The following is a 25,183-nucleotide window of genomic DNA, read 5'->3' as shown; positions in this document are numbered from 1 at the left end:
GGCCGACCGTTATGGATATGCGCAAAAGCGGTCTGGTCAGCAGCAGCGATTCGGGTTCCTACTCGGACCTCAATCGCCTGAATCAGCTCAAGGTCGGCGACAAGAACAGTGATGCGAACCTGCGCAAAGTGGCGCAGGAATTCGAGTCGCTGTTCCTCGGCGAAATGCTCAAATCGATGCGCTCGGCGACCAATGCCTTGGGTGAAGACAACCCGCTCAACACGCCGGCGGCCAAGCAGTACCAGGAAATGTACGACCAGCAACTGGCCGTTTCCATGTCCCGCGAGGGCGGTGGTATTGGCCTTGCCGACGTGCTGATGCGGCAGATGTCGAAGAACAAACCGCTGGCGCCGGGCGAAGCCGCTGCCGCGTCCGCCGCCAAGCAGGAAGAGGCCAAGGCAAAAGCCGCGGCCGTGGTCACACCGGTTGCCGCTGGCACCGTTGCCACCAACGGCCCGTTGTCGCGCCTCAATGGCGAGCGTCCGTTGTGGGCGTCGCGTTCGGTGAATGCGCCGAACACGCAACTCGCTCATCGCAATGACATGGAAATGATCAACCAGCGTCGTCTGGCCTTACCGCCGAAACTGGCTGATCGTTTGCTCGCCGGGCTAGTGCCGTCGGCCACACCGGCAGTCGCAACGCAATTGCCGCAGCGCGCCACGACCGCAGCCACGACCGGTGCCGGGCCGCTGTACAACGGCGACTGGCTGGCGCGCGCCGAGGGCGAAAAAGCCTCTGGCGGCCCGATGCAGGTCTACGGTCGCGCCATGGCGCAGATTCCGCTCGCGCCGGCGAAGAAAGCCTTCAGTTCCGCCGACGAGTTCGTCAATACCATGCTGCCGATGGCCAAGGAAGCGGCCGACCGTATCGGCGTCGATCCGCGTTATCTGGTGGCGCAGGCTGCGTTGGAAACCGGTTGGGGCAAGTCGGTCATGCGCGCCCAGGATGGCAGCAGCAGCCACAACCTGTTCGGCATCAAGGCGAGCAGCAACTGGAAGGGCGATTCGGCCCGGGCAATCACCAGCGAGTTCCGCAATGGCGAGATGGTCAAGGAGACGGCCGAGTTCCGTTCCTATGCCTCGTACAAGGACAGCTTCCACGATCTGGTGACTTTGCTGCAGTCCAATAATCGCTATCAAGATGTCGTGAAGTCTGCCGATAACCCAGAACAGTTTGTACGCGAGTTGCAAAAGGCCGGTTACGCAACCGACCCGAACTACGCAAGCAAGATTTCGCAGATTGCCAGGCAGATGAACAGTTTCCAAAACTACGCTGCGGCGGGTGTATCCACCACGCCTTTATAAGGCACAAGGTATAAGGTCTGAACCATGAGTTTGCTCAATATCGGGATGTCGGGACTGTCGGCCAGCCAGTCCTCTTTGGCTACGACAGGCAACAACATTGCCAACGTCGACACCGCCGGTTATTCACGTCAGCAAACCGTGCAGGGCACCAAATCCTCGCAACAGTACGGCAGCGTTTTCATCGGCACGGGTACAACCCTGGCTGACGTGCGTCGGGTGTACAACTCCTACCTGGAATCCCAACTGCACACGGCGACCTCGCTCAACAGCGAAGCGGCCTCGTACCTGGCTCAGGCCACGCCGCTGGACTCCATGCTGTCCGATACCAACACCGGCCTCACCGGTGTACTGCAAAAATTCTTCACCTCGATGCAAGGCGTTTCGACGTCTGCGACCGATGACACCTCGCGTCAATCGGTGCTGACCGGTGCGCAGGCGCTGACCAGCCGTTTCAACTCGATCGCCAAACAGCTCAACGACCAGAACACCACCATCAATGGCAGCCTTGGCGACATGGCAGCCCAGGTGAACAAACTGGCCACCTCGATTGCCAACCTGAACCAGAAGATCGGCGAGATCTCCACCAGTGGTGGGGCGCCGAACGATCTGCTCGACAGCCGTAACGAAGCCGTGCGCCAGTTGTCCGAGCTGACCGGCGCGCAGGTCGTCGAGCGTGGCACCAGCTTCGACATCTACGTCGGCAGCGGCCAGCCACTGGTCATTGGCAACTCCGCCAATTCCCTGAGCACTGTGCCGCTCAAGGATGACCCATCGCGCATGGGCATCCAGATGGATCGCGGTTCGAGCACCATCGACATCACCTCGGTGATCAGCGGTGGCGAAATCGGTGGTCTGCTGACCTATCGCAAAGAAGTTCTCGATCCTTCGCTCAACGAACTGGGCCGAGTGGCGCTGGTGATCGCCGATCAGATCAACAGCCAGCAAGCCCAGGGCATCGACAAGAACGGTGACTTCGGCGCCGCGATTTTCAACAACATCAACAGTGCCGCGCTGATCAGCCAGCGCAGCATCGCGAAGGATGGCAACAGCGCAGGCTCGGGCAACCTCGACGTCACCATCAAGGACACCGGCAAGCTGACCACCAGCGATTATCAGGTGACGTTCACCAGCGCCACCGACTACTCGGTCAAGCGTTCCGACGGCACCGATCTGGGCACCTTCAGCACCACCACCAATCCACCGCCAGTGATCGACGGTTTCACCCTCGCACTCAAGGGTGGGGCGTTGAGCGCCGGTGACAGCTTCAAAGTGACGCCGACCCGCAATGCCGCCGCGAGCATCCAGACGGTGCTCACCGATCCGAAGAAAGTCGCTGCGGCCGGTCCGTTGACCGGTGTGGCCAGCGCTGCCGGCCTGGGGACTTACACGCAGCCGACGCTCAGCGACAAGATCGATATCTACAACCCGACTGCCCAGGCTGACATGCAGGCGGCACTGAAGAATTCGACGCCGGTCAAACTGGTGTTTGGTGACGTCACGGGCGGCAGCCAGTCTTACAAGTTTGTGGATGCCAAGGGCGGCCTCATCAGCAGCGGCACTATCGTTCCCGGTCAAACGAACACGCTGGACCTGAAAGTCGGCATCGTCGATGCCAGCGGCAACCCGGTGCTGGACACCAGCGTCACGCCGAACGTGCAGAAAACCTTCACCGTGCAGACCACCGTCGGCGGCACGCCGAAGTCGGGCGAGTCCTTCACCATGAATCTGACCGGTGCGGCGTCTTCGGACAACCGCAACGCGCAATCGCTGGTCGCCCTGCAAACCAAGCAGACCATCGACACCGGTTCGGCCAGCAAGGGCATCAGCCTGACTGACGGCTACAACAAGCTGGTGACCAACGTCGGCACCAAGACCGCTCAAGGCAAGTCCGACAGCACCGCGACCACAGCGATTCTGGACAATGCCAAAGGCGCCCGCGATTCGCTGTCCGGGGTCAACCTGGATGAAGAAACCGGCAACCTGGTCAAATACCAGCAGTACTACACAGCGTCTTCGCAGATCATCAAAGCTGCGCAGGAAACTTTCGCCACGCTGATCAACAGCCTTTAAGGAGTCGTAATTCATGCGCATTTCCACCGCCCAGTATTACGGCACGCAAGCGTCGGACTATCAGCGTAACTTCAACAAGGCTGTTGCCAGCGCCAGCGAGGCGAGTAGCCTGACGCGCATCAACACTGCCGCGGATGATCCGGTCGGTGCCGGTCGTTTGCTGCAACTGGGTCAGCAGGCGGCGATGCTGGATCAGTACAAGACCAACGTTGATACCACCAAAAGTGCGTTGACCGTGCAGGAGTCCACGCTGGACTCCATCACTACCGCACTGGCACGCGCCAAGGAACTTGCCCTGGCGGCCAACAACGGCACGGCCACCGACAAGGACCGCCAGGCTTACGCGTCGGAGCTCGGCCAGATCCAGCAACAAGTGCTGGGCCTGATGAACTCCAAGGATGCCAGCGGCAATTACCTGTTCTCCGGTTCGAAAACCGATACCGCGCCGTACTCGCAGAATGCCGACGGCACCTACACCTACAACGGTGACCAGACCACGATCAATCTGGGCATTGGCGACGGCATGACGGTTGGCACCAACACCACCGGTTGGGCCGCTTTCCAGCAGACCATCAATACCGCGCGCACCAACGTCACCATGACTGCGCCAGCCGTGGATGACGGCCGCGTTGTGTTGTCCAACGGTACGGTCGGCACTGCCGCCACCTATGATTCCAAGTTCACTGCCGGCCAGCCGTACACCGTCAGCTTCCTCAGCAGCACCCAGCTGAAAATCACTGATGCCCTGGGCAACGACGTGACCGCTGAAGCGAGCCAGAACGGTCTGGTCAGCAACAGCAGCGGTGCCAACCAGACGGTCAGTTTCCGTGGCGTCGACATGAAGTTGAATATCAACTTGAAGACCGGCGACACCAACCCGGACGCGGTGATTGCCGGCCACAGCTTCCAGTTGTCGACCGCACCCGACTCGTTCACCACCACGCGCAGCCCGGGCAACCCGTCGAGCGCGGTGATCACCGGTTCCAGCATCACTGATCAGGCTGCCTACACTGCGGCATTCCCGCAGGGCGGCGCCGTCCTCAAGTTCACCAGCGCCACCGCGTTCGATCTGTACGCAGCGCCGGTCACTGCCGACAGCAAACCCGTGTCCTCGGGCACTATCGTAGGTAACAACGCTACCGCGGCGGGCGTCACGTTCGCACTCGGCGCTGCCCCGGCTGCCGGTGATCAGTTTTCGATCCAGCCGAACGACCACCAGACCCAGAACGTGCTCGACACCCTGGGCCAGATGATCACGGCGTTGAACACTCCGATCGATGGTGATCCGGTGGCCAAGCAGAAATTCCAGGGCGCGATGGAGGCGGGTATCGGCAACATCGATGCGGCCAACAATCAAATCGGCAACGCCGTCACCGAGATCGGTGCCCGTGGTCAGGCTCTGGATATGCAAGCCATCACCAATGACAGCCTGAGCACCGCGAACACCACCACCCAAGGTTCGATCCGTGATTCGGATCCGGCCGAAGTGATGACTCGTCTGACCTTGCAGCAAACCATGTTGCAAGCTTCGCAACTGGCGTTCAGCAAGATCAGCCAGTTGGGTCTGTTCAACAAGATCTGACCGTCAGCGGGCGTGTAAGCGCCCGTTTGGCCTGCCCCTCAGTTATGTTTTTTAGCGGTTTCAAGGGCTCGCTTTTTCGAGCGGGCTCGTACCGCCTGTGAGCCCGCCGTGAATTCACTTCCTCTTGTCAGCCTCGTCATTCCCGCCTTCAATCCGCGCTTTTTCGAGCGGACGCTGAACAGCGCCGTCAGCCAGAATTACGCCAATCTTGAAATCATCGTATGCGATGACAATCGTGGCCACGAGATCGAAGACATCGTTACACAGGTGACAGAGCAGACCGGGTTCGCAGTGCGTTACGTGCGCAACCCGCGAACGCTGGGGCTGGTCGGCAACCTGAAGGCCTGCCTTGAGCAAGCCCGGGGCGAGTTCATCAAATTCCTGTGTGACGATGACCTGCTGTATTCGGCCTGTATCGAACAGCAAGCCCACGAGCTGCGGCGCGAAGAAGTCAGTCTGGTGGTCGCGCAACGGTTGTTGTGGGATGCCAACGACATCATCCTGCCCGCGCGTCTGGAAAACAGCTCGTTATCGCCGGCCAGTGGCTTGCTCAAAGGCGATGATGTACTAAGCATCTTCGAAAAATTTCCAGTCAACGTGCTCGGCGGTTTCAGCAGCGCAATGTTCCGGCGCGCCGACGTCGCCGAACTGCTGCCGGCCCTGACCGAGGACGGAGCCTGCTTCGTCGCGACGCTGGATTTTGCCTTGTACGTCTGTTTGCTGCGGCGCGGCAACCTGTTGGTCTCCAACAACGTGCTGAGTGCCGAACGTCTCTACCCCGAGCGTCTGAGCGCGCAGCAACCGATGAAAGACGCGGCGGAGATCGAGCGCGAGTGGGTCTCGCAAATGCTCAAGGTCCGCAGCGGCGAGTCGGCACCGGCGCCGGGCTGGGTTCGTTATGTGCCGTTGACCAAGGCCGATGAGTCGCCTCGGGTCTGGGAAGAGCTGCCGCTGAGCCGTACCCTCGGCACCAAGCAGAGCCGTCAGGAGCTGGGGGTCGGTGTCGACAGCTTCAGTTTCGGCGAACTCTATGCACAATGGCTGGCGGTTCGGGTGTTGACCGAGGCGCAGCGCCAATGGCTGCCGGAAACCCTCGCTGGCTGGTCGCACCAGCCGCGCATCGTGCCGATCATCATTGATGGCCAAGGCAGCCGCGATGGTCTGGAACGTACGCTTGATGCGCTCGCCGCTCAGGATTATCCGCCGGAGCTGGTTCTGGTGCTGTCCACAGCTTGCAGCGAAGCGAAGCTGGATGGTCGGGTGTTCCACATGCCGTTGCAGGGTGACGGCCTGGAGCAGATCAACGCTCTGCTGCCGCAACTGGAAGGCGCCGACTGGTTTTATCTGCTGCAGCCAGGTGACTGCCCGGTGACGCCAGCGTTGTTGGTGATGGCCGATCGCATTGCGCACGCAAGTGCGTTGACGTGCCTGTACAGCGACGAAGGCAGCCTGCGCGATGGTGAGTCGGCAGAGCCTGCGTTCAAACCTGATTTCAACCTTGACCTCATGCGCAGTTACCCTTACGTCGGGCGTGCCTTGGCGTTCCAGCGTGAACGTTTTCTGGCCCTTGGCGGTTTTACCTCGACGTTCGCCGAACTCGCGCCCCACGATGTGCTGTGGCGTATGGTTGAAAGCGATGGCCTGCAAGTGGTCGGGCACATTGCTGAGGTGTTGCTGGAGTCGAAATTCGATCTCTCGCAATGGCTCACTGATCCTGGTGTTGCGCAGCAAAGCCCGCGCATTCTCGCAGCGCATCTGCAACGCCTGGGCATCGCTCATGAAATCCGCGACGGTAACAGTGGGCTGCTCAATCGCGTCGACTATCACCATGCCCGGCGCCCACTGGTGTCGGTGGTCATTGTCACGCAGGACCAGACTGCCGCGTTGCAGCGCTGCGTCGAGACACTGCTGGAGAAGACCGCCTACACCGAGTACGAATTGCTCTTGGTCGACAACGGCTGCAAAAGCGCCGAAGCGTTGGCATGGCTGGACGGTATGGCGCAGATGGGCAGCGAGCGGATTCGCGTGCTCAGCTATCCGCAAAAGGGTAACGCGGCAGCGGTGCACAACTTTGCCGTCAGCCAGGCGCGCGGTGAGTATGTGTTGATGCTCAATGCCTTTGCGGTAATCACCCAGAGCGATTGGCTCGACGAACTGCTCAATCATGCGCAGCGTCCGGAGGTCGGGGTGGTCGGCGCCAAGCTGTTCAATCCGGACGGTGGCGTGCTGCACGCGGGTCTGATTCTTGGCTTGAACGGGCCGGTCGGGTTGCCGTTCTATGGCCAACCGGTGCAGTCGGAAGGGTACATGCATCGCCTGCAGGCGGTGCATGACCTGAGTGCCGTCGGCGGCGATTGCCTGATGATTCGCAAGTCGGTGTTCGAAGCTGCCGGCGGGCTGGACGAGCAGGACCTCAAACAAACGCTCAATGTCGTGGACCTGTGTCTGCGCGTTGGCCGCGACGGTTATCTGGTGGTGTTGAACCCCCATGCCATCCTGGCCGTGGGTGCACGGCCAAGTGCGATGGCGACACCGGAGGAAGAAGCGCAGCACATCGAGGAGAGGGACACCTTCTACCAGCGCTGGCTGCCGCTGGTTGCGCGTGACCCGGCCTACAACGTCAACCTGACGTTGCAGGGCGTGGGCGCCACCAACTTCAGTCTGGAGCCGGGCCTGCGCACCGGGTGGAGTGCATTCTCCAAGGCACAGTTACCCAATCTGCTGGTGGTGCCGATCAACGCTTCCGCCATCGGCCATTACCGCATGAGCCAGCCGATGATCGAGCTGGAAGCGGCCAATCGGGCAGAAGGGCGCATTTGCTACGGCTTGCCGTCGATCATCGACATCGAGCGTCAGTCGCCCGACGTGATTGTTCTGCAAGGGCGCTACTCGGAGCACGCCATCGATGAAATTCCTCCGCTGAAAAAGTACTTCAACGCTCGACGGATCTTCGAACTCGACGACTATGTCATCGACGTTCCCCATCGCAACGCGCACATCCGCAACATGCCGAGCAAGCAGGACATGGAGCGCATGGTGCGCCGCGCGATCGGCCTGTGTGATCGCGCGGTCGTATCCACCGCGCCGCTGGCCAACGTGCTGTCGGACATGCACCACGACATTCGTGTCGTCCCTAACATGCTGGCCAAGGACTTGTGGGGCCACCTGTGCAGCCAGCGTCGGACCTCGAAGAAACCCCGGGTCGGCTGGGGCGGCGGCACCAGTCACCACGGCGACCTCGCGGTCATCGCCGATGTCGTGCGCGAGTTGGCCAATGAAGTCGACTGGGTGTTTTTCGGCATGTGCCCGGATGACCTGCGTCCCTACATGCATGAGTTCCATGGCGTCATCGGTCTGGACGTGTACCCGGCGAAACTGGCCAGCCTCAACCTCGATCTCGCGTTGGCGCCGCTGGAGTTCCATATCTTCAACGACTGCAAGAGCAACTTGCGGCTGCTGGAATACGGCGCCTGCGGTTACCCGGTGATCTGCACGGATACTGAGGCCTATCGCGGTTATTTGCCGTGCACGCGGATCAAGACCAACAGCACGGATGAATGGCTGCAAGCGATCCGCATGCACCTGGCGGATCCGGATGCCAGTTATCGCATGGGGGATGAATTGCGTGAGGTGGTGCTGCGCGATTACGTGTTGCGCGGCGATAACCTGCGCTACTGGGAATACGGCTGGTTGGCGGATTGATCGAGCGGGGCTTGGCGGCCTTTGGGCCGACCATGCTCTTGGGGTTTTTGGGGTATATCCGTTGCTGCGGGTGTTGCTGATTAGGGTTCCGCCCTTACGGCGGGTCACTTTTTCCAGACGCCGAAAAAGTAACCAAAAAGGCTTGCTCCTGCGTGCGGCCCGCTCGCTGGGGCTCGGGGTTCCTTCGCTCCGGGATCGATCCGGGCGCAGCGTCTCCGGTTTGCTTCGCTGCACCTCCTCTCGCTGTGTTTGGCTGCGCCAAACGGTCGCTGCGCTCCCACGCCCGGATCAATCCCTCCACTCAGCCTTCCGACGTCGCCTTACAGATCAAAAGCCGCAGCCGAGCTAACGCTCATCCTGTTGAGTGCTGAAGGGCGCAGCGTGGTCGGCTTTGGATTTGTGGTGGATTCGCCCCTCACCCCAGCCCTCTCCCGAGGGAGAGGGAGCCGATTTGTGGGCTTTTCAAAGCTTGAGTTCGACTCGGTATCGCACGTCGGCGTAACTCGCCCAGACACCTCGGTCAGTCCCCTCTCCCTCCGGGAGAGGGCTAGGGTGAGGGGCTTTTGATCTGTTTCAGAATCTGAGTTCGACTCGATATTTCACGTCGGCGTACTTCTCGCAAACTACTCGGTCAGTCCCCTCTCCCTCCGGGAGAGGGTTAGGGTGAGGGGCTTTTGATCTGTTTCAGAATCTGAGTTCGACTCGATATTTCACGTCGGCGTACTTCTCGCAAACTACTCGATCAGTCCCCTCTCCCTTTGGGAGAGGGCTAGGGTGAGGGGCTTTTGATCTGTTTCAGAATCTGGGTTCGACTCGATATTTCACGTCGGCGTACTTCTCGCAAACTACTCGATCAGTCCCCTCTCCCTCCGGGAGAGGGCTAGGGTGAGGGGCTTTTGATCTGATTCAGGATCTGGGTTCGACTCGGTATTTCACGTCGGCGTACTTCTCGCAAACTACTCGATCAGTCCCCTCTCCCTTTGGGAGAGGGTTAGGGTGAGGGGCTTGTGGAGCTGGCGCGTTTCCTGCAAGTCCCCTGTAAATCGCCATAAAACGAGCGTTCGCGGTCACTCCAGCGGCGCACGGATCGGCAAAAGGTTTAGCCAGAAGGCCCGCAAAGCTCAAGAAAGCGGCGCGCAGCCCGGTGAAGAACAAGAGGGGAGACGATGAAGGCAGTTATTTTGGCGGGTGGCCTCGGCACGCGCATCAGTGAAGAGTCGCACCTCAAGCCCAAGCCGATGATCGAGATCGGCGGCAAGCCAATTCTCTGGCACATCATGAAGCAGTATTCCGCCCACGGGATTCATGACTTCGTGATTTGCCTTGGCTACAAGGGCTATGCGATCAAGGACTTCTTCGCCAACTACTTCCTGCACACCTCCGACGTCACCTTCAACATGCGCGAAAACCGCATGGACGTGCACCAGAATTACAGCGAGCCGTGGAGCGTCACACTCATCGACACCGGTGAGGAAACCATGACCGGTGGCCGTCTGCTGCGCGCTGGCCGTTATCTGCAGGATGAAGAGGCGTTCTGCTTCACCTACGGCGACGGCGTTTCCGATATCAACATTGCGCAACTCGTGGACTTCCATAAAGGCCACGGCCGTCTCGCGACGGTCACTGCCGTGCAACCGCCGGGTCGTTACGGCGCGCTTGAGCGTCAAGGCGATCAAGTGCTGGGTTTCACCGAAAAACCTCGCGGTGACGGTGGCTGGATCAACGGTGGCTTTTTCGTACTGTCGCCCAAAGTGCTGCCGTACATCGCCGATGACGCGACCACTTGGGAAGCCGAGCCCCTGGCGCGTCTGGCCGCGGACGAACAACTGAAAGCCTTCGAGCACGAAGGCTTTTGGCATCCGATGGACACCCTGCGCGACAAGAACCATCTCGAAGCGCTGTGGCAGAGCGGGGAGGCCCCATGGAAGCAATGGGCCTGAGTGCGGATTTCTGGCGCGGCAAACGCGTCCTCGTCACCGGGCATACCGGTTTCAAGGGCAGTTGGCTGACCCTGTGGCTGCAAAGCCTCGGCGCGCAAGTCAGCGGTTTTTCCCTCGATCCGTCGACCGAACCGAGCCTGTTCGAACTGGCGCGCGTGCATGAAGGCATCAACGATCAGCGCGGTGATCTGCGTGATCTCGGCGCCTTGCTGGAAATCATCGCCGACACCGAGCCGGAGATCGTGCTACACCTGGCCGCTCAGCCGTTGGTGCGCGAAGGCTATCGCGATCCGCTCGGCACTTACTCCAGCAACGTCATGGGCACGCTGAACCTGCTCGAAGCGATTCGTCAGGTCGGCTGCGTGCGCGCCTGTGTGCTGGTGACCACCGACAAGGTCTACGCCAACAAGGAATGGCTGTGGCCATACCGCGAAGACGAAGCCCTTGGTGGCCACGATCCTTACAGCAGCAGCAAGGCCTGCTGTGAACTGCTCGCACAGTCTTATGCCGCGTCGTTTTTCCCGGCGGACAAGTACGCCGAACACGGTCTGGCCCTGGCCACCGCGCGCGCCGGCAACGTCCTCGGCGGCGGCGATTTTGCCCCTGAGCGCCTGATTCCCGACGTGCTCAAAGCCTGGACCGCCGACGAGCCGGTGACCTTGCGCTATCCGCAAGCCGTACGCCCGTGGCAGCACGCGCTGGAGCCGCTCGCCGGTTACCTGCAATTGGCCGCCGGCCTCTACGAACAAGGGCCGGAATATGCTGGGGCGTGGAACTTCGGCCCGGGCGAGGCGGACATGTGCAGCGTTGGCGAAGTCGTCGAATTGCTCGCCAGCCGCTGGCCGCAGGCGCGCGGTTTGCGCATCGAAAAAAGCGAACTGCACGAGGCGGGTCTGTTGCGTCTGGACAGCAGCCGCGCGCGCCAACTGCTCGGCTGGCAACCACGCTGGACCTTGCAGGCATGCCTGACCCAGACCCTCGACTGGCACCTGGCGTGGCAGAACGGCGATGACATGCGCACTGTCACCCTCGGCCAATTGAACCTGTACCGAGGCGCGCTGTGAGCGAGTTTTCCCTGAAGGCGTTGCCGCTGGCCGGGTTGTTCAGCGTCCAGCACAAACGTTTCGAAGATCAGCGTGGGCACTTTGCCCGGCTGTTCTGCGAAGGCAGCCTGAGTGCGTTCGGCAGTGAATTCCATATCCGTCAGATCAACCATTCCTGCACTCGCGAGAAGGGCAGTGTGCGCGGTCTGCATTATCAGAATGGCAACGCCCCGGAAGCCAAACTGATCACCTGCCTGCGCGGTGAAGTGTGGGACGTGGCGGTGGATCTGCGTCCCGACTCCGAAACGTTTCTGCACTGGCACGCCGAGCACCTGAAGGCCGGTGATGGTCGCAGCCTGTTGATCCCGGCTGGTTTCGCTCATGGTTTCCAGACGCTCAGCGAAGACGCCGAATTGCTTTACTTGCACAGCGCCGATTACGCGCCGGAGCACGAGGGCGGTCTGTCGGTGAACGATCCACGGCTGGCGATTGCCTGGCCGTTGCCTGTCAATAATTTGTCAGCGCGGGATTCCAGCCATCCCGCGCTTGATCAACACTTTGCTGGAGTGCGTCTATGAACTGCCGTGGGTGCGCCGCACCGCTGAGCCTGCCGCTGATCGACCTTGGTACCTCGCCGCCGTCCAACGCCTACGTCCACGCTGATCGCCTGGAACAGGCCGAGCAGTGGGTGCCGCTGAAGGTCGCGGTGTGCCAGCAATGTTGGCTGGTACAGACCGAGGATTACACCAGCGCCGACAGCCTGTTCGACGCCGAGTATGCCTATTTCAGTTCGTTCTCCAGCACCTGGCTGGCCCATGCCGAGCGCTATGTCGCCGAGATGGTCGAGCGCTTTGGCCTGACTGCCGACAGTCGCGTGGTCGAAATCGCCGCCAACGACGGTTATCTGCTGCAGTACGTTGCCGCTCGCGGCATTGCGTGCCTTGGCGTTGAGCCGACCCGCAGCACCGCACAAGCGGCGCGGGAAAAAGGCCTGGAAATCCGCGAACTGTTCTTCGGTCGCGACACCGCTGCGCAGTTGCACAGCGAAGGCTGGGGCGCCGACCTGATGGCGGCCAACAACGTGCTCGCGCATGTGCCGGATATCAACGATTTCCTCGGCGGCTTCGCGACGCTGCTCAAGCCAACCGGCGTGGCCACCTTCGAATTCCCGCAACTGCTGACGCTGATGGCGGGCGCGCAGTTCGACACGCTCTATCACGAGCACTATTCCTATCTGTCGCTGACTGCCGTGCAGACCCTGTGCGAGCGCAATGGTCTGGAAGTGTTCGACGTCAGCCAACTGACCACCCATGGCGGTTCGCTGCGCGTGTTCGTGCAGCGCAAGGACGGCCAGCGCCGTGCGGTTCAACCTGCGGTGCAGCAACAATTGCAAGCCGAACTGGATGCCGGGGTAAAAACCGCCGAGTACTACGCCACCCTCGCGCCCGCCGCTGAACGCATCAAGCATGAACTGTTGCGCTTCCTGTTGCAGGCCAAGGCCGACGGCAAACGTGTGGTCGGTTACGGCGCGGCGGCCAAGGGCAACACCTTGCTCAACTACGCCGGGGTCAAACCGGACCTGCTGGCCTGGGTGGCTGATGCCAATCCGCACAAGCAGGGCAAGTTCCTGCCGGGTAGCCGCATTCCGATTGTGGCGCCGGCGCAGATTGATCTCGAAAAACCGGATTACGTGCTGGTGCTGCCGTGGAACCTGCTGCACGAAGTCAGTCAGCAACTGGCGCAAGTGCGTCAGTGGGATGGCCGCTTTGTGATCGCCGTGCCTGAGTTGAGCGTGCTGTGAAGGTTCTGGTCACTGGCGCCACAGGGTTTGTCGGTCGGCATCTGGTCGCGGCGTTGCTTGCGCGCGGCTGCAATGTTCGCGCCGTGGCGCGTAACGCAGAAACCGCGCAAGGCATGCCGTGGATCAACAACGTCGAGTTCATCGCCGCGGATATTCACGCCGCCGATCTCGATATCCACGCGTTGACCGATGGCATCGACGCACTGGCGCATCTGGCCTGGCCGGGTTTGCCGAACTATCGGGCGCTGTTCCATTTCGAGCACAACCTGATGGCTGATTACCGCTTTATCAAAAGCGCGGTCGAGGCGGGCGTGCAGCAGGTGCTGGTCACCGGCACCTGTTTTGAATACGGCATGCAAAGCGGGCCACTCAGCGAAAGCACCGAGCCGCAGCCGAGCAATCCTTACGGTCTGGCCAAGCACACGCTACAGCTGTTTTTGCAAAATCTGCAGCAGGAACAACCGTTCACCTTGCAGTGGGCGCGCTTGTTCTATCTGCATGGCGAAGGTCAGAACCCCAACAGTCTGTTGGCGGCACTGGACCGGGCGATCGATGCCGGTGAGCCGTCGTTCAACATGTCGGCCGGTGAGCAGCTGCGCGATTTTCTGCCGATTGAGCGCGCTGCCGGTTACCTCGCCGCGATCCTGCAAAAAACCGACTTCAACGGCGTGATCAATTGCGCCAGCGGCCAACCGGTGTCGGTGCGTTCATTGGTTGAACAGCGCCTGCGCGAACGTGGCGCGACACTGAATCTGAACCTCGGCCACTACCCATACCCAACCCACGAACCCCTGGCGTTCTGGGCGGTGACCGAGCGTTTGCAACAGTTACTGGGAGAGCCGCAATGAAGCACGAGTTGTACCGGGTCACCGACCTGCCGGTGCTGCAGAACCGCACCTTTGCCGATGCCGCATCGGCACAGGCCTCGGCCAGTGCCGACATGCAGTTGGTGCAGGACGAGCGCAGCGGTTTGATCTTCAACGCCGCGTTCGACGCCGACAAACTCAGCTACGACGCCGATTACCAGAACGAACAGGCGCATTCCGGTCAGTTCCAGAAGCACTTGAGTGACGTCGAAGGCATCATCGCCAAGCACTTCAAGGGTCAGGAACTGATCGAAGTCGGCTGCGGCAAGGGCTACTTTCTTGAGTTGCTCAAGGGCCTCGGTTATGCGATCACCGGAATCGACCCGGCGTACGAAGGCGAAAACGCCGACGTGATCAAGGCGCCGTTTTCCCGTGGCCTGGGACTGGCGGCTGATGCCATCGTGCTGCGCCATGTGCTGGAACATATTCAGGATCCGGTGAGCTTCCTCGCTGAAATTGCCAACGCCAATCAGGGCGGGCAGATCTACATCGAAGTGCCGTGCTTCGACTGGATTCTCGAACACAAAGCCTGGTTCGATCTGTTCTACGAACACGTCAATTATTTCCGCCTCGATGACCTGCGCCGGATGTTCGGCACCGTGCATGAGGCCGGTCACCTGTTCGGTGGCCAATACCTGTACATCGTCGCCGACCTTGGGACATTGCGCCTGACCCCGGAGCAACCGGTGCCGCGCCTTGCGCTGCCTGACGGGTTCACCGCCAGCCTCGATCGTGCCGTGCAGATCATTCAGTCTGCTCCCGAGCAGGGTTCGGCGATCTGGGGCGCCTCGTCCAAAGGCGTGATCTATTCGCTGTTCCTGCAACGCGCCGGGGTGGCAGTGGATCGTGTGGTGGATATCAACCCGGCCAAGCAGGGGCGTTATCTGCCATTGAGCGGCGCACGGGTGTCCTCGCCACAAGAGGCGATGGACGCGCTGCCCGAGGGCGCCAACCTGTTTGTGATGAATTCCAATTACCTCGAAGAGATCAAGCGGATGACCGGTGGACGCTACGTCTATCACGCCGTCGACAGCGCTTCGTTTCAGTGACCCTTGAGATTATTAAAATGACCGACAACAGCATCAACCAAGCCTTCGAAGCCGAGTGCCGGGAACAGATTGCCCAGCAGGGTGACGACCAGAAACTCACCGGCCTGGCCCGCGATTTCTTCAATGAATCGGCCAAGCACAAATACAGCTACCACTTCTCGTGGATGGGCCGTCCGATCATCCAGCTGCCACAAGACATGATGGCCATGCAGGAGATCATCTGGCAGGTCAAACCGGACCTGGTCATCGAGTGCGGCATCGCCCACGGCGGTTCGATCATCTACTACGCCTCGTTGCTGGAGCTGCAAGGCCACGGCGAAGTGCTGGGCATCGACCTCGACATTCGCCCGCACAACCGCGAAGCAATCGAAAGCCACCCGATGGCCAAGCGCATCAAGATGATCGAAGGTTCGAGCATCGACGCCGGCATTGCCGCCCAGGTGCAGGCTGCGGCCAAAGGCAAGAAAGTCATTCTGGTGCTCGACTCCAACCACACCCACGATCACGTCCTCGAAGAACTGCGTCTGTACGCACCGCTGGTGTCGGTCGACAGCTACTGCGTGGTGATGGACACCGTGGTCGAAGACATGCCGGCCGATTTCTTCCCGGATCGCCCATGGGGCCCGGGCGACAACCCGAAAACCGCCGTGTGGAAATACCTCGAAGAGAACCAGGATTTCGAGATCGACCAGCAGTTGCAAAACAAGCTGCTGATCACCGTGGCGCCGGACGGCTATCTGCGTCGCGTCCGTTAATTCGCAACATCACCAAGCGTTGTTTCGGCGAGTCGCCGGTTGTGGAGAGAAGTTATGCAAGGCAAGTACAGTACTGAACTGGCGCTACCGCTCGAAGAGCTATTGACCGTCGTCCTGATTACTCACAATCGGCCGGCGTTTCTGCGCCGGGCGGTGAAGTATTACAGCAGCTTGCCCTGCAGGATCATGGTGCTCGATTCGACACTCGAACGACCTGAAGGCGACTTCTCCGCCGTCGATTACCACCATGTGCCGCAGTTCGCCTACTGGGGCATGCAGGCCAAACTGGCCTATGGTGTCGAGCATCTGACCACGCCGTACATGGTGCTGGCGGCCGACGACGACTTCATCCTGCATGATTCACTGGCAGAGTCCGTTGGCTTCCTGCATGCCAACCCTGATTACGGTATGTGCCACGGCTACTGCCTGATGTACCTGTCATTGGCCCATGGCGTGAACTACTACCGCCGTGACAAGAAAGTCCAGGAAGACTATGCGTCCGAGCGGGCGCAGGATCGCGTCCTCGATTACATGAGCCAGTACATCCCGCCGTTCTACGCGGTAACCCGTACTGACCTGATGAAAAACTGGCATGCGGCGCTGCCGCCGGGGACCAATTTCCAGTGGCAGGAAATTGGCCATGTCTACTACCTGCTGGCCAGTGCCAAGGCGCGCATCCTGCCGATTCCGTACGTGGTGCGCGAGATCAACTACGGTGTCTCCGAGCACAATACCGATGTGTATCACTCGCTGACCTACGTCGACGCCAAATCGGTCGCCGAACGCGAGGCGTTTGCCGAGTTCCTCGTCTCGCTGCCTACCGCTATCGAAGGGCTGGATCCCGGGCAGGCCAAGGCCTTTGCCCTGGAGAGTTTCGAGGCAATGGCCGACAGCCTGAAGTCCGGGCGTGCGCTGACCGCCGAGCTGATTATCGAGTCGACCTGGAACCAGGAACTGAAGGCACCGGATCGTCGTTTTGGCCCGCTGCAGTATGTCGAAATGCCGTTTTACAACCAGGCATTCTTTGAGCGTCTGGAGCAGTTCGAATTCATCTTGCACACGCTGCCGGCCGGTCGCATGCAACTCGAAGGGCTGGAAGGCGTGTGGGCCCGTCAGGCGCATCTGTTGCAGGCGCGCAACAACGACACGGCGGAAAGTGTGGTTGACCGGTTGTGGCAGGCCCATGATCTCAACGCCTTCAACCAGACTGTGGTCAAACGCCTGGCGGCGCAGCTGGACGTTGTCGGTGACGAAAGCGCCGCGCAAGCCATGCGCGAGTGGATCGCCCGTCTTGAAGCGCTGACGGTCGACGATCATCAGCCAGTCTTCGGCAAAATGAAGTCCGGTCGCCTGTTGCAGTGGCTGGCGGCTCGCACGCCGGCGATCGAACAACTCGAGTCGATTGGCCAACATCTGGCGACTGAAGGCGGTGGCCCGCAATTCGGCATTTTCCTGCTCGACCTGGACAACGACATCGACAAGTTGCAGGTGTCGCTCGACAGCCTGCTGGAAGGTCACTGCAAAGCGTTCAGGATTGTCGTGTTCACCACCGGCGAAGCACCGGCGGCGACGACGGCACAAAACACTCTGCACTTTGTCCGTGTTACCCAAAGCAACTTTGTCGACAAGCTCAACCAGAGCGCTCAGCAGTCGCCAAGCGATTGGTTACTGCTGGGAGAGGCGGGTGACCAGTTCACCGCCAGCGGCCTGTTGCGCGCCAGCCTGGAACTGATGTCGGCAGAGGGTGTACGTGCCGTCGCCACCGACGAGATCCAGCGCAAGGACAATGGCGCGCTGGTTGACGTGTTCCGCCCCGGTTTCAATCTGGATCTGCTGCAAAGCGTGCCGGCACTGATGGCGCGCCATTGGTTGATCCGTCGCGAAGTGTTGCTCGACGCCGGCGGTTATCAGGCCGATTTCAGCAAGGCGCTGGAATTCGACCTGCTGCTGCGCATTATTGAGCAGGGTGGCCTCGATGGCCTCGCGCACCTCGACGAGCCGTTGCTGATCACTCAGGCGGCAGAGCTTGAAGAAAACGCCCACGAGCGTCAGGCATTGTTGCGTCATCTGGGTAATCGCGGCTACAAGGCCAAGGTCACGTCGACGGCGCCGGGCACCTGGCAGATCGATTACCGTCACACCGAACAGCCACTGGTTTCGATCATTGTGCCGGTCATCGATGATCTGCCAGTGCTGCGCCGCTGCCTGGAAGGCGTGTTGCTCCGAACCCGTTACAGTCGTTATGAAGTGTTGCTGGCGGCAAACGCCAATCAGTCGGCAGCGGTCAACGACTGGCTGGGCACGCTGCGCCACGCCAAAGTCAATGTGTTGCGTGCCGATCAGCCGCTGAGCGAAGTCGCGCTGTACAACGCTGCCAGCGAGCAGGCTCAGGGTGAGTATCTGGTACTGCTGGCCGCAGACAGTGAAGTCGTCAATCCGAACTGGATCGATTCGCTGCTCAACCACGCCCAGCGTCCGGAAGTGGGCATCGTCGGTGCGAAATTGGTCGACCGTGACGGCAACATCGCTCAGGCCGGTCTGATTCTTGGCCTCAACGATGGCGTGGGATCGGCCTTCATCGGTGATAAACACGCGGCAGCCGGCTACATGCACCGTCTGGCCGTCGAGCAGAATTACTCGGCCGTGTCGAAGGTCTGCCTGATGGTGCGCAAAGAGCTGTTCAACGTCCTTGGCGGACTGGACGAAGTGACCTTCGTCGAGGGTTATGCCGATGTCGATCTGTGCCTCAAGGCCGGTCAGGCCGGTTACCTCACCGTGTGGACGCCGTTGGTGCAGGTGCTGCATACCGGTGAGCTGCCGCAGGCACCGCAAGCACTGGCGGCACTGCGTGAAAAATGGAGCGATGTCTTCGCGCAGGATCCGGCTTACAACGCCAACCTGGCGCTGAGCGGCAAAGGTTTCACCCTGGGTGAAAATGCCTCGATCAACTGGGCACAGTTGCTCGCTTAAGCGTGCCGGACAGGAATCAGCATATGTTCAACGGTAAATCGATTTTCATCTCCGGCGGCACCGGTTCGTTCGGGCGCAAATTCATTGCGCGTCTGCTCGAGCAATACCAGCCCAAGCGCGTGGTGGTGTTCTCCCGTGACGAGCTGAAGCAGTATGAAATGCAGCAGACGTTCAACGCGCCATGCATGCGTTACTTCATTGGTGATGTGCGTGACGCCGATCGCCTGCGTCAGGCCATGCGCGGCATCGACTACGTGGTGCATGCCGCGGCGTTGAAGCAAGTGCCGGCGGCGGAATACAACCCGACCGAATGCATCCGCACCAACGTCAACGGCGCGGAGAACATCATCGCCGCCGCCATCGACAACGGCGTGAAAAAAGTTGTCGCGCTGTCCACCGACAAGGCGGCCAGCCCGATCAATCTGTACGGCGCAACCAAGTTGCTTTCGGACAAATTGTTCGTCGCCGCCAACAACATTGCCGGCGAGCAGGAAACCCGTTTTGCCGTAGTGCGCTACGGCAACGTGGCCGGCTCGCGCGGTTCGGTGGTGCCGTTCTTCAGCAAGCTGATCGCCGACGGTGTTCAGGAGTTGCCGATCACCGACGAACGCATGACACGGTTCTGGATCACCCTCGACCACGGCGTGCAATTCGTCCTCGACAGCTTTGCGCGGATGCACGGCGGCGAAGTGTTCGTGCCGAAGATCCCGTCGATCCGCATCGTCGATCTGGCGCGCGGCATGGCTGAACATCTGCCGCACAAGCACGTCGGCATTCGACCCGGTGAAAAGCTGCATGAGTTGATGGTGCCGCTGGACGATGCGCGGATGACCCTTGAGTTCGAAGATCACTACACGATCCAGCCGTCGATTCGCTTCACCAGTGTCGATGTCGATTTCGCCGTCGACAGACTCGGTGAGCAGGGGCGTGTCGTCAGCGAAGATTTCGAGTACCGCTCCGACACCAACCCGCATTTCCTCTCGGTCGGGCAGATCGCCGATCTGCACGCGAAGCTCTCGGTATGATTCCCTACGGTCGGCAAAGCCTCGATCAGGCAGACATCGACGCCGTCGTCGAAGTGCTGCAGTCGGACTGGCTGACCCAAGGGCCGAGCATCGAGCGTTTCGAGCAGGCAATGGCCGAGCGTTGCCAGGCTGACTTCGCCGTCGCGGTGTGCAACGCCACGGCGGCGCTGCACATTGCCTGTCTGGCCGCCGGTCTGGGGCCAGGTGAGCGTTTATGGACAACGCCGAATACCTTCCTTGCCTCGGCCAACTGTGGACGTTATTGCGGTGCCGAGGTTGATTTCGTCGACATCGATCCGTTGACCTGGAACCTCGACGCCTTCGCTCTTGCAGCGAAACTCGATCAGGCCGAGCAGGACGGCACTTTGCCGAAGGTGCTGGTGGCGGTGGCGTTCTCCGGGCAGAGCTGCGACATGCGCAAGATTGCCGAACTGGCCGAGCGCTACAACTTCACCGTGATCGAAGATGCGTCTCACGCGGTGGGTGCGTCCTACGCAGGGCGTCCGGTTGGCTGCGGTCAATTCGCAGCAATGACGGTGTTCAGTTTTCACCCGGTGAAGATCATCACCAGCGCCGAAGGCGGCATGGTGTTGACCAACCGCCCGGAGCTGGCCGAGCGCCTGCAACGTTTGCGCAGCCACGGCATGACCCGCGATCCGCAGCAAATGACCGAGGCCAGTCATGGCCCGTGGTACTACCAGCAGATCGAGCTGGGTTTCAACTACCGGATCACTGATCTGCAGGCAGCACTGGGTTGGTCGCAACTGAGCAAACTCGACGACTTCATCGACCGGCGCCGCGAGCTGGCCGCGCGTTACGCTCGCCTGCTGGCGTACTTGCCGGTAACGTTGCCCAGCCCTCAGCCCGAGGCGGAGTCGGCTTGGCACCTGTATGTGATTCGGCTGCAGACCGATCGCATCGGCCTCAGTCATCGTCAGGTGTTTGAAGGCTTGCGTGCTGCCGGTGTTGGCGTGAATCTGCACTACATTCCTGTGCACCTGCAGCCGTACTATCGCGACCTGGGTTTCGCCGAGGGCGATTTCCCCGAGGCCGAGCGTTATTACGCCGAGGCGATCAGCCTGCCGCTGTTTCCGCTGTTGAGCGATGCGCAACAGGATTACGTGGTCGAGCAATTGCGTCGACTGACCGAATAATTGCCGCTGAGGCAAAGGATGAGTATCTGCAATGCGTCATTTGAGTGAGCAGGAAAAGTTCTGGCAGGGCGATTTCGGTAACCAGTACGTCGAGCGCAATATCGGCCAACCACTGGTGGCGGCTAATCTCGCCTTGTTTGCCAAAGCGTTGAGCCGTGCCGCAGGCATCGAGAGCCTGATCGAACTGGGCACTAACGCCGGCAACAATTTGCAGGCGTTGCATCAACTGCTGCCCCGTTGCCAGCTGTTCGGCGTCGAGATCAATGACAGCGCCTGTGCTCAGGCTCGGGCGTTGGACATTGCACAGATCTGGCATGGCTCGCTGTTCGATTTCCCGCGCGAGCGCCGCTACGACCTGACACTGAGTAAAGGCGTGCTGATTCACTTGGCCCCGGAGCTGTTGCCGACCGCTTATGCGCAGTTGTACGCGTTGAGCCAGCGCTACATCCTGATCGCCGAGTATTACAATCCGGCACCGGTGGAAGTGTCCTATCGTGGCAACAGCGGCAAGCTGTTCAAGCGCGACTTTGCCGGTGAAATGCTCGATCGCTATGCCGATTTGCACTTGCTGGATTATGGTTTCGTCTATCACCGCGATCCGCAGTTTCCTGTGGACGACATCACCTGGTTCCTGTTGGAAAAACGTCCTTGAGCAACGTCGCAATCATCCCGGCCCGTGGCGGCAGCAAACGCATCCCGCGCAAGAATCTCTTGCCATTCGACGGCGTGCCGATGATTGTCCGTTCGATCCGCACTGCGCTGGAATCGGGCTTGTTCGATCAGGTCGTGGTCAGCACCGACGATGGCGAAATTGCCGATGTGGCGCGAGCCCATGGCGCGCAGGTGCCATTTTTGCGCCCGGCAGACCTCGCCGATGACTTCACCGGCACGGCGGCAGTGATCGTGCATGCCTTGCAGCAGTTGCCGGCGTTCGATTACGCCTGTTGCGTGTATGCCACGGCGCCGCTGTTGCAGGCGCGCTATCTGCGCCAGGGCATCGAGTTGCTGGAGCAGCACCTGGACAAGTCTTTCGCGTTCTCCGTGTGCAGTTTCGGTTTTCCGGTGCAGCGTGCGCTGACGCTGGACGGGCAGGGTGCGTTGAGCGCTTTGTATCCGGAATTTCGCAATACACGTTCGCAGGATTTGCCCGAAGCATTTCAGGACGCCGGTCAGTTTTACTGGGGGCGCACTGAGGCGTGGTTGCGCGGCGAGGTGCTCTATTCGCCAGCCAGCCTGCCGGTGATTCTGCCCCGGCATCTGGTGCAGGACATCGACACCCTTGAAGACTGGAAGCGTGCCGAATACCTATACGCCGCGCTCAAGGCGGGTGGAGAGCTGCAATGAGAGTGCTGATCCGTGCCGACGCCTCGCCAACCATCGGCAGCGGCCACATTGCCCGCTGCCTGACGCTGGCGCGAGTGTTGCGCGGGCAGGGCAGTCATGTCGCGTTTGCCTGCCGAAAATTGCCCGGGCATCGGCTCGATATGCTCAGCGCCGAAGGGTTCGAGACATTTGCGTTGCCGGATCTCTATTGTGATGAAGACCCACAGCAAGCCATCGAATCAATGCTGCCGTGGCAGGCCGACGTCGACGCGCTGGCTCTGTTGTTGGCCGGCCATGCCGGATTCGACTGGATCATCGTCGATCATTACGGCCTCGATCATCACTGGCAAACCGCCGCCCGGCGCTGGGCGCAGCGCATAGCGGCAGTCGACGATCTGGCTACCCGGCGCTACAGCGCAGATCTTTTGCTCAATCAGAACTTGTCCGGTCTGCATGAAAATTATCAGCCGCTGTTGCCCGACGGCTGTCGCACCTTGCTCGGCCCGCGCTATGCCATGTTGCGCGAAGAGTTCTGTTGCCCGGCCATCGAAATCAAACCCAGGGCTCGCCGTGTGCTGGTCAATTTCGGCGGCTTCGATGCGGCCATGCAGACCCATCACGCGATGCTCGCCCTGGCCGATTACAGCGAGCTGCAAGTGGACTTTGTCGCCGGTGCCGACAACCCGGCGTGGACGTTGATGCAGGCCTTGGCCGAGACGCGGCCGAACTGGCGCCTGCACAGCTTCGTCAGCGATTTCCATCAGCGCATGACTGAAGCGGATCTGTTTATCGGCGCCGGGGGCGGCACCAGTTGGGAGCGGGCGGCGATGGGGTTGCCGACGATTTGCATTGCCGTGTCAAACAACCAGCAGAGCAACGGCGAAGTCATGGCCGCGGCGGGCGCGCATGTGTTCATGGGCGCTCGTGAGCAGGTCAGTGTCGAGCAGTTGCGCGACGCCATCGGCTTTGTCACCGGCAATCATTATTTGCGCCAAAGCCTGGCCGAGCGCTCGCGACAACTGGTCGACGGGCGCGGTGCCGAGCGTGTCGCGGTGGCACTGGCCGGTGCGGTGCTGAAGGTGCGTGCGGCGACCTTGGATGATGCGCAGTTGCTGTTCGATGGGCGTAATGCCGAAACGGTACGGCGCTGGTCGCTGGACAGCGGCGTGATCGACTGGCCGCAGCACCTGAACTGGCTGACGGCGAGTTTGCGCAATCCACAGCGTCTGCTGTTGATCGCCGAGGCGGATGACGGTGCGGTCGGCGTTGTGCGTTATGACCTGCGCGGGTTTGAAGCCGAAGTCTCGATCTACCTGCTCGAACGACGGATGGGTCTGGGGTGGGGCAGGGCGCTATTGGCCCGTGGCGAGGCGTTTGTTGCCGCGCACTGGCCGCAACTGACGGTCATCACCGCTCGGGTGTTGTCGGACAATCGTCCCTCGTTGAATGTGTTTCGTGACGCCGGGTTCACTCAGAGTGCCTGTGCGTTCACCCGTGTTTTGAAGGATTACCCGCATGACTAGTTTCAAGATCGGCAACCGCTTGATCGGTGCCGACGCGCCGCCCTTCATCATTGCCGAGATGAGCGGCAACCATAACCAGTCACTGGACGTCGCCCTGCAAATTGTCGAGGCAGCGGCCAAAGCGGGGGCGCATGCGCTGAAGCTGCAAACCTACACTGCCGAAACCATGACGCTGGATTTGTCTGAAGGCGAATTCTTCATCAAGGATCCGGGCAGTTTGTGGGCGGGTACTTCGCTCTACGATTTGTATGAAAAAGCTCATACACCGTGGGAATGGCATGCACCGATTTTTGCTCGTGCCAAGGAACTGGGCATGCTCGCGTTCTCGACACCGTTCGATGACAGCGCCGTGGACTTTCTCGAAAGCCTCGACGTGCCGGCCTACAAGATCGCCAGTTTCGAAAACACCGATTTGCCGTTGATCCGTCGTGTGGCCGCCACCGGCAAGCCGCTGATCATTTCCACCGGCATGGCCAGCATCGCCGAACTGGATGAAACCGTGCGCGCTGCCCGCGAAGCCGGCTGCAAGGATCTGGTGCTGCTCAAATGCACCAGCACCTATCCGGCGACACCGCTCAACAGCAATGTGCGCACGATTCCCCATCTGCGGGAGTTGTTCGGTTGCGAAGTGGGGCTGTCCGATCACTCGATGGGCGTTGGCGTGTCGGTAGCGGCGGTGGCGCTGGGCGCGACGGTGGTGGAAAAGCACTTCACCCTCGACCGTTCAGCAGGTGGCGTCGATGCCAGTTTCTCGCTGGAGCCGGCAGAAATGGCCAGTCTGGTGGTGGAAACCGAGCGCGCCTGGCAGGCCATGGGCCAAGTGCATTACGGCGTCACAGAGGCTGAACGCAAGTCGCTGGTCTATCGCCGCTCGCTGTATGTCACGGCCGACATGGCCGCCGGTGACACCTTTACCGGGGACAATCTGCGCGCCATTCGCCCGGGTCTTGGTCTGCCGCCCAAGCACACCGACGCCGTCCTCGGCCGCCGCGCACGCGCGCCAATCAAGCGCGGCACGCCGCTGGGCTGGTCGTTGGTCGAATAACCCGATCTGCACCGATTCGGCAAAATAGCGT

General features: G+C 60.7%; 18 protein-coding genes. All 18 read left to right on the top strand.

Annotated elements, in window-relative coordinates; genetic code table 11:
* Positions 1 to 11: 11 nt before the first annotated feature.
* The 18 genes from flgJ (at position 12) to pseI (ending at position 25,152) form a co-directional block, all read left to right on the top strand.
* Positions 12 to 1,304, top strand: a complete 1,293-nt coding sequence (gene flgJ / locus ACOYXJ_RS01530; protein ID WP_460367544.1) for a flagellar assembly peptidoglycan hydrolase FlgJ — start codon at positions 12 to 14, stop codon at positions 1,302 to 1,304.
* Between the two features lie 24 nt (positions 1,305 to 1,328).
* The gene (gene flgK / locus ACOYXJ_RS01525; protein WP_102900438.1) at positions 1,329 to 3,374 is read left to right on the top strand and encodes a flagellar hook-associated protein FlgK; all 2,046 of its coding nucleotides are present in this window, start codon (positions 1,329 to 1,331) and stop codon (positions 3,372 to 3,374) included.
* A gap of 13 nt (positions 3,375 to 3,387) precedes the next feature.
* On the top strand, positions 3,388 to 4,956 hold the full coding sequence (locus ACOYXJ_RS01520; RefSeq protein ID WP_095122737.1) for a flagellar hook-associated protein 3: 1,569 nt from the start codon (positions 3,388 to 3,390) through the stop codon (positions 4,954 to 4,956).
* Positions 4,957 to 5,064: 108 nt separating this feature from the next.
* Positions 5,065 to 8,658, top strand: a complete 3,594-nt coding sequence (locus ACOYXJ_RS01515) for a glycosyltransferase (RefSeq protein WP_460367542.1) — start codon at positions 5,065 to 5,067, stop codon at positions 8,656 to 8,658.
* Between the two features lie 1,166 nt (positions 8,659 to 9,824).
* Entirely contained in the window at positions 9,825 to 10,598 is a 774-nt protein-coding gene (rfbF, locus tag ACOYXJ_RS01510) for a glucose-1-phosphate cytidylyltransferase (protein ID WP_095122733.1), read from the top strand.
* Positions 10,580 to 11,662 carry a CDP-glucose 4,6-dehydratase gene (rfbG, locus tag ACOYXJ_RS01505; protein ID WP_150795321.1) on the top strand — a complete coding sequence of 361 codons (1,083 nt, stop codon included), beginning with the start codon at positions 10,580 to 10,582 and terminating at the stop codon, positions 11,660 to 11,662. The genes rfbF and rfbG overlap by 19 nt, the downstream gene beginning before the upstream one ends.
* On the top strand, positions 11,659 to 12,219 hold the full coding sequence (gene rfbC / locus ACOYXJ_RS01500; RefSeq protein ID WP_102900440.1) for a dTDP-4-dehydrorhamnose 3,5-epimerase: 561 nt from the start codon (positions 11,659 to 11,661) through the stop codon (positions 12,217 to 12,219). Before rfbG ends, rfbC begins: the two co-directional genes overlap by 4 nt.
* Positions 12,216 to 13,442 (top strand): class I SAM-dependent methyltransferase, encoded by a 1,227-nt coding sequence (locus tag ACOYXJ_RS01495; RefSeq protein WP_150795319.1) that lies wholly within the window; start codon positions 12,216 to 12,218, stop codon positions 13,440 to 13,442. The genes rfbC and ACOYXJ_RS01495 overlap by 4 nt, the downstream gene beginning before the upstream one ends.
* Positions 13,439 to 14,290: an NAD-dependent epimerase/dehydratase family protein gene (locus ACOYXJ_RS01490; protein WP_460367539.1), complete on the top strand. Its 852-nt coding sequence runs from the start codon at positions 13,439 to 13,441 to the stop codon at positions 14,288 to 14,290. Before ACOYXJ_RS01495 ends, ACOYXJ_RS01490 begins: the two co-directional genes overlap by 4 nt.
* The gene (locus ACOYXJ_RS01485; RefSeq protein ID WP_460367537.1) at positions 14,287 to 15,357 is read left to right on the top strand and encodes a class I SAM-dependent methyltransferase; all 1,071 of its coding nucleotides are present in this window, start codon (positions 14,287 to 14,289) and stop codon (positions 15,355 to 15,357) included. The genes ACOYXJ_RS01490 and ACOYXJ_RS01485 overlap by 4 nt, the downstream gene beginning before the upstream one ends.
* 17 nt (positions 15,358 to 15,374) lie before the next feature.
* Entirely contained in the window at positions 15,375 to 16,112 is a 738-nt protein-coding gene (locus tag ACOYXJ_RS01480) for a cephalosporin hydroxylase family protein (RefSeq protein ID WP_093439633.1), read from the top strand.
* Positions 16,113 to 16,166: 54 nt separating this feature from the next.
* Positions 16,167 to 19,082 (top strand): glycosyltransferase family 2 protein, encoded by a 2,916-nt coding sequence (locus ACOYXJ_RS01475; RefSeq protein ID WP_460367535.1) that lies wholly within the window; start codon positions 16,167 to 16,169, stop codon positions 19,080 to 19,082.
* A 23-nt stretch (positions 19,083 to 19,105) separates the two neighbouring features.
* The gene (gene pseB, locus ACOYXJ_RS01470; protein WP_460367533.1) at positions 19,106 to 20,107 is read left to right on the top strand and encodes a UDP-N-acetylglucosamine 4,6-dehydratase (inverting); all 1,002 of its coding nucleotides are present in this window, start codon (positions 19,106 to 19,108) and stop codon (positions 20,105 to 20,107) included.
* Positions 20,104 to 21,261 carry a UDP-4-amino-4,6-dideoxy-N-acetyl-beta-L-altrosamine transaminase gene (gene pseC / locus ACOYXJ_RS01465; RefSeq protein ID WP_460367531.1) on the top strand — a complete coding sequence of 386 codons (1,158 nt, stop codon included), beginning with the start codon at positions 20,104 to 20,106 and terminating at the stop codon, positions 21,259 to 21,261. Before pseB ends, pseC begins: the two co-directional genes overlap by 4 nt.
* A gap of 31 nt (positions 21,262 to 21,292) precedes the next feature.
* Positions 21,293 to 21,913, top strand: coding sequence for a pseudaminic acid biosynthesis-associated methylase (locus tag ACOYXJ_RS01460; protein WP_150795315.1), 621 nt, complete (start codon positions 21,293 to 21,295; stop codon positions 21,911 to 21,913).
* Complete coding sequence (gene pseF, locus ACOYXJ_RS01455; RefSeq protein ID WP_102900447.1) at positions 21,910 to 22,605, top strand: pseudaminic acid cytidylyltransferase; 696 nt, start codon at positions 21,910 to 21,912, stop codon at positions 22,603 to 22,605. Before ACOYXJ_RS01460 ends, pseF begins: the two co-directional genes overlap by 4 nt.
* Entirely contained in the window at positions 22,602 to 24,107 is a 1,506-nt protein-coding gene (pseG, locus tag ACOYXJ_RS01450) for a UDP-2,4-diacetamido-2,4,6-trideoxy-beta-L-altropyranose hydrolase (RefSeq protein WP_460367528.1), read from the top strand. Before pseF ends, pseG begins: the two co-directional genes overlap by 4 nt.
* Positions 24,100 to 25,152 (top strand): pseudaminic acid synthase, encoded by a 1,053-nt coding sequence (gene pseI / locus ACOYXJ_RS01445; protein WP_460367526.1) that lies wholly within the window; start codon positions 24,100 to 24,102, stop codon positions 25,150 to 25,152. Before pseG ends, pseI begins: the two co-directional genes overlap by 8 nt.
* The last annotated feature ends 31 nt before the right edge of the window (positions 25,153 to 25,183 follow it).

The organism is Pseudomonas sp. Tul2A7 (genome assembly GCF_054790505.1).
This window is presented reverse-complemented; position numbering and strand designations above follow the sequence as displayed.

Bases quoted from the DNA above. Each gene is read 5' to 3' on its own strand.
- flgJ (WP_460367544.1), top strand. From the start codon at position 12: ATGGATATGCGCAAAAGCGGTCTGGTCAGCAGCAGCGATTCGGGTTCC.
- ACOYXJ_RS01480 (WP_093439633.1), top strand. From the start codon at position 15,375: ATGACCGACAACAGCATCAACCAAGCCTTCGAAGCCGAGTGCCGGGAA.
- ACOYXJ_RS01520 (WP_095122737.1), top strand. From the start codon at position 3,388: ATGCGCATTTCCACCGCCCAGTATTACGGCACGCAAGCGTCGGACTAT.
- pseI (WP_460367526.1), top strand. From the start codon at position 24,100: ATGACTAGTTTCAAGATCGGCAACCGCTTGATCGGTGCCGACGCGCCG.
- pseC (WP_460367531.1), top strand. From the start codon at position 20,104: ATGATTCCCTACGGTCGGCAAAGCCTCGATCAGGCAGACATCGACGCC.
- pseG (WP_460367528.1), top strand. From the start codon at position 22,602: ATGAGAGTGCTGATCCGTGCCGACGCCTCGCCAACCATCGGCAGCGGC.
- ACOYXJ_RS01495 (WP_150795319.1), top strand. From the start codon at position 12,216: ATGAACTGCCGTGGGTGCGCCGCACCGCTGAGCCTGCCGCTGATCGAC.
- pseB (WP_460367533.1), top strand. From the start codon at position 19,106: ATGTTCAACGGTAAATCGATTTTCATCTCCGGCGGCACCGGTTCGTTC.
- ACOYXJ_RS01460 (WP_150795315.1), top strand. From the start codon at position 21,293: ATGCGTCATTTGAGTGAGCAGGAAAAGTTCTGGCAGGGCGATTTCGGT.
- ACOYXJ_RS01475 (WP_460367535.1), top strand. From the start codon at position 16,167: ATGCAAGGCAAGTACAGTACTGAACTGGCGCTACCGCTCGAAGAGCTA.
- ACOYXJ_RS01485 (WP_460367537.1), top strand. From the start codon at position 14,287: ATGAAGCACGAGTTGTACCGGGTCACCGACCTGCCGGTGCTGCAGAAC.
- rfbG (WP_150795321.1), top strand. From the start codon at position 10,580: ATGGAAGCAATGGGCCTGAGTGCGGATTTCTGGCGCGGCAAACGCGTC.
- rfbF (WP_095122733.1), top strand. From the start codon at position 9,825: ATGAAGGCAGTTATTTTGGCGGGTGGCCTCGGCACGCGCATCAGTGAA.
- flgK (WP_102900438.1), top strand. From the start codon at position 1,329: ATGAGTTTGCTCAATATCGGGATGTCGGGACTGTCGGCCAGCCAGTCC.